The following is a 5,007-nucleotide window of genomic DNA, read 5'->3' on the forward strand; positions in this document are numbered from 1 at the left end:
TGCGCGCGCAGCGGATAGGGACCGAACTGTCTCACGACGTTCTAAACCCAGCTCGCGTACCGCTTTAATGGGCGAACAGCCCAACCCTTGGGACCTACTCCAGCCCCAGGATGCGACGAGCCGACATCGAGGTGCCAAACCATGCCGTCGATATGGACTCTTGGGCAAGATCAGCCTGTTATCCCCGAGGTACCTTTTATCCGTTGAGCGACGGCCATTCCACAATGTACCGCCGGATCACTAGTCCCGACTTTCGTCCCTGCTCGAGATGTCTCTCTCACAGTCAAGCTCCCTTGTGCACTTACACTCGACACCTGATTGCCAACCAGGCTGAGGGAACCTTTGGGCGCCTCCGTTACTTTTTAGGAGGCAACCGCCCCAGTTAAACTACCCATCAGGCACTGTCCCTGACCCGGATTACGGGCCGAAGTTAGATGTCCAAAGTGACCAGAGTGGTATTTCAACGATGACTCCACCCGAACTGGCGTCCGGGCTTCAACGTCTCCCACCTATCCTACACAAGCCACTCCGAACACCAATACCAAACTATAGTAAAGGTCTCGGGGTCTTTCCGTCCTGCTGCGCGTAACGAGCATCTTTACTCGTACTGCAATTTCGCCGAGTTTATGGTTGAGACAGCGGGGAAGTCGTTACTCCATTCGTGCAGGTCGGAACTTACCCGACAAGGAATTTCGCTACCTTAGGATGGTTATAGTTACCACCGCCGTTTACTGGGGCTTAAATTCTCAGCTTCGCCTTGCGGCTAACCGGTCCTCTTAACCTTCCAGCACCGGGCAGGAGTCAGTCCGTATACATCGTCTTGCGACTTCGCACGGACCTGTGTTTTTAGTAAACAGTCGCTTCCCCCTGGTCTCTGCGGCCCCGCCACGCTCCGGACAGCAAGTGTCCATCACGATAGGGGCCCCCCTTCTCCCGAAGTTACGGGGGCATTTTGCCGAGTTCCTTAACCATAATTCTCTCGATCGCCTTAGTATTCTCTACCTGATCACCTGTGTCGGTTTGGGGTACGGGCGGCTAAAACCTCGCGTCGATGCTTTTCTCGGCAGCATAGGATCACCGGATCCCCCCATACGGGGGTCCCATCGGGTCTCAGGCATCATGAACAGCGGATTTGCCTACCGTTCGCCCTACATCCTTAGACCGGGGCAACCATCGCCCGGCCCGGCTACCTTCCTGCGTCACACCTGTTAATACGCTTGCCTCCCAGGATCAGGTCCCGCGCTCCACCAAAACCCTTCACCCACAAGGGGTGTCGGGCAGGTCTCGGGCGGTTAGTATCCCCTGTTCAACATGGGCGGTTTTTCGCCGGTACGGGAATATCAACCCGTTGTCCATCGACTACGCCTGTCGGCCTCGCCTTAGGTCCCGACTTACCCAGGGCAGATTAGCTTGACCCTGGAACCCTTGATCATTCGGCGGACGGGTTTCTCACCCGTCTTTCGCTACTCATGCCTGCATTCTCACTCGTGTAGGCTCCACCGCTGGTTTACACCGCGACTTCACTGCCCACACGACGCTCCCCTACCCATCCAGACGCCTGAACCACAAGGGCTTAGCAAAAATCTGAATGCCACAACTTCGGCGGTGTACTTGAGCCCCGCTACATTGTCGGCGCGGAATCACTTGACCAGTGAGCTATTACGCACTCTTTTAAGGATGGCTGCTTCTAAGCCAACCTCCTGGTTGTCTTCGCAACTCCACATCCTTTCCCACTTAGCACACGCTTAGGGGCCTTAGTTGGTGGTCTGGGCTGTTTCCCTCTCGACTATGAAGCTTATCCCCCACAGTCTCACTGCTGCGCTCTCACTTACCGGCATTCGGAGTTTGGCTGACGTCAGTAACCTTGTAGGGCCCATTAGCCATCCAGTAGCTCTACCTCCGATAAGAAACACGCAACGCTGCACCTAAATGCATTTCGGGGAGAACCAGCTATCACGAAGTTTGATTGGCCTTTCACCCCTACCCACAGCTCATCCCCTCCATTTTCAACTGAAGTGGGTTCGGTCCTCCACGACGTCTTACCGTCGCTTCAACCTGGCCATGGGTAGATCACTTCGCTTCGGGTCTAGATCACGCCACTGCAACGCCCTATTCAGACTCGCTTTCGCTACGGCTTCCCCACACGGGTTAACCTCGCGACGTAACACTAACTCGCAGGCTCATTCTTCAAAAGGCACGCCGTCACAACTACAAGGCTGCTCCGACGGATTGTAAGCACACGGTTTCAGGTACTGTTTCACTCCCCTCCCGGGGTACTTTTCACCTTTCCCTCACGGTACTGGTCCGCTATCGGTCATTAGGGAGTATTTAGGCTTATCAGGTGGTCCTGACAGATTCGCACGGGATTTCTCGGGCCCCGTGCTACTTGGGATACTCTCCAGGCGGCGTGACAAACATTTCGGTTACGGGGCTCACACCCTCTCTGGCCGGCCTTTCAAGACCGTTCACCTATGCCCACGCTCTCACCCCACTGTCCCGGCAGAGACAGAACGGAAAGTCCCACAACCCCGACCATGCAACGCCCGCCGGCTATCACACATGGAACGGTTTAGCCTGATCCGCGTTCGCTCGCCACTACTAACGGAATCACTATTGTTTTCTCTTCCTGCGGGTACTGAGATGTTTCACTTCCCCGCGTTCCCTCCACGCACCCTATGTGTTCAGATGCGGGTCACCAGGCAACTCGCGCCCCTGGCGGGGTTTCCCCATTCGGACACCCTGGGATCACAGTCCGGTTATCGACTCCCCCAGGCTTATCGCAGATTCCTACGTCCTTCTTCGGCTCCTAATGCCAAGGCATCCACCGTGTGCTCTTAAAAACTTGACCACAAAAGATCAAGGAGTAATTTCGAGAGAACCACAGAAACCAACCACACCACAACAACACCACCCACAAGGGGTGACACCATCGAGCGCAGCCAGATCCAGGTTCATATTCTTGGAAATTGCTTCTTATAAAAGATGCTCGCGTCCACTATGTAGTTCTCAAACAACAACCCCGTACCACACACCCCACACACCAACCCCTTGACCCGAAGGCAAGAAGGTCAACAGCGTCCAGGGCGTCGCAGCCAGGAAACCAGAAACACACAAAACCCACACCCCGCACCCACCCCCCACAAAGAAGGGACAGACACGGACCATGGTCCTGTTGTCTCAGGACCCAACAGTGTGCCAAACACTACCCACCAGAACCCCCACCACAGCGTTCCACAACCCCCTCAAAAGAGAATCCGTACTAACCACCGGTGAAAAACCCGACAGGCACCTATTCATTGATATTCCACCCATGAGCACCCGCCGCAGAACCTGCGTCTGCGCAACGGGCCTACTCCTGACAACACCACCACACCAGTACTTAGACCAGGCGGGGTTGTTGTAGGCGCTCCTTAGAAAGGAGGTGATCCAGCCGCACCTTCCGGTACGGCTACCTTGTTACGACTTAGTCCCAATCGCCAGTCCCACCTTCGACAGCTCCCTCCCACAAGGGGTTAGGCCACCGGCTTCGGGTGTTACCAACTTTCGTGACTTGACGGGCGGTGTGTACAAGGCCCGGGAACGTATTCACCGCAGCGTTGCTGATCTGCGATTACTAGCGACTCCGACTTCATGGGGTCGAGTTGCAGACCCCAATCCGAACTGAGACCGGCTTTTTGGGATTAGCTCCACCTCACAGTATCGCAACCCTTTGTACCGGCCATTGTAGCATGCGTGAAGCCCAAGACATAAGGGGCATGATGATTTGACGTCGTCCCCACCTTCCTCCGAGTTGACCCCGGCAGTCTCCCATGAGTCCCCGCCATAACGCGCTGGCAACATGGAACGAGGGTTGCGCTCGTTGCGGGACTTAACCCAACATCTCACGACACGAGCTGACGACAACCATGCACCACCTGTAAACCGGCCACAAGTGGGGGACCTGTTTCCAGGTCTTACCGGTTCATGTCAAGCCTTGGTAAGGTTCTTCGCGTTGCATCGAATTAATCCGCATGCTCCGCCGCTTGTGCGGGCCCCCGTCAATTCCTTTGAGTTTTAGCCTTGCGGCCGTACTCCCCAGGCGGGGCACTTAATGCGTTAGCTACGGCGCGGAAAACGTGGAATGTCCCCCACACCTAGTGCCCAACGTTTACGGCATGGACTACCAGGGTATCTAATCCTGTTCGCTCCCCATGCTTTCGCTCCTCAGCGTCAGTTAATGCCCAGAGACCTGCCTTCGCCATCGGTGTTCCTCCTGATATCTGCGCATTTCACCGCTACACCAGGAATTCCAGTCTCCCCTACATCACTCTAGTCTGCCCGTACCCACCGCAGATCCGGAGTTGAGCCCCGGACTTTCACGGCAGACGCGACAAACCGCCTACGAGCTCTTTACGCCCAATAATTCCGGATAACGCTTGCGCCCTACGTATTACCGCGGCTGCTGGCACGTAGTTAGCCGGCGCTTCTTCTGCAGGTACCGTCACTTTCGCTTCTTCCCTACTGAAAGAGGTTTACAACCCGAAGGCCGTCATCCCTCACGCGGCGTCGCTGCATCAGGCTTCCGCCCATTGTGCAATATTCCCCACTGCTGCCTCCCGTAGGAGTCTGGGCCGTGTCTCAGTCCCAGTGTGGCCGGTCACCCTCTCAGGCCGGCTACCCGTCGTCGCCTTGGTGAGCCATTACCTCACCAACAAGCTGATAGGCCGCGAGTCCATCCAAAACCACAAAAGCTTTCCACCCCCCACCATGCGATGAGGAGTCATATCCGGTATTAGACCCAGTTTCCCAGGCTTATCCCAGAGTTAAGGGCAGGTTACTCACGTGTTACTCACCCGTTCGCCACTAATCCCCGATGCAAGCACCGGATCATCGTTCGACTTGCATGTGTTAAGCACGCCGCCAGCGTTCATCCTGAGCCAGGATCAAACTCTCCGTTGAAAACAAACAGACACAACCAACAACCCCGGGAAAACGGGATACGAAGGCTGCACAAAATTTGAAACCAGC

The 5,007-nt window shown here is 55.8% G+C and carries 2 rRNA genes; both read right to left on the reverse strand.

The annotated features are described in order from the left end of the window. A 23S ribosomal RNA gene (locus ACFUCU_RS16180) occupies window positions 1-2,848 on the reverse strand; the annotation flags it as partial. 566 nt (window positions 2,849-3,414) lie between these two features. Next, window positions 3,415-4,938: ribosomal RNA gene (locus ACFUCU_RS16185) — 16S ribosomal RNA — on the reverse strand. Between the last annotated feature and the right edge of the window lie 69 nt (window positions 4,939-5,007).

The organism is Arthrobacter sp. NPDC057259 (assembly GCF_042668995.1).
Classification (GTDB): domain Bacteria; phylum Actinomycetota; class Actinomycetes; order Actinomycetales; family Micrococcaceae; genus Arthrobacter.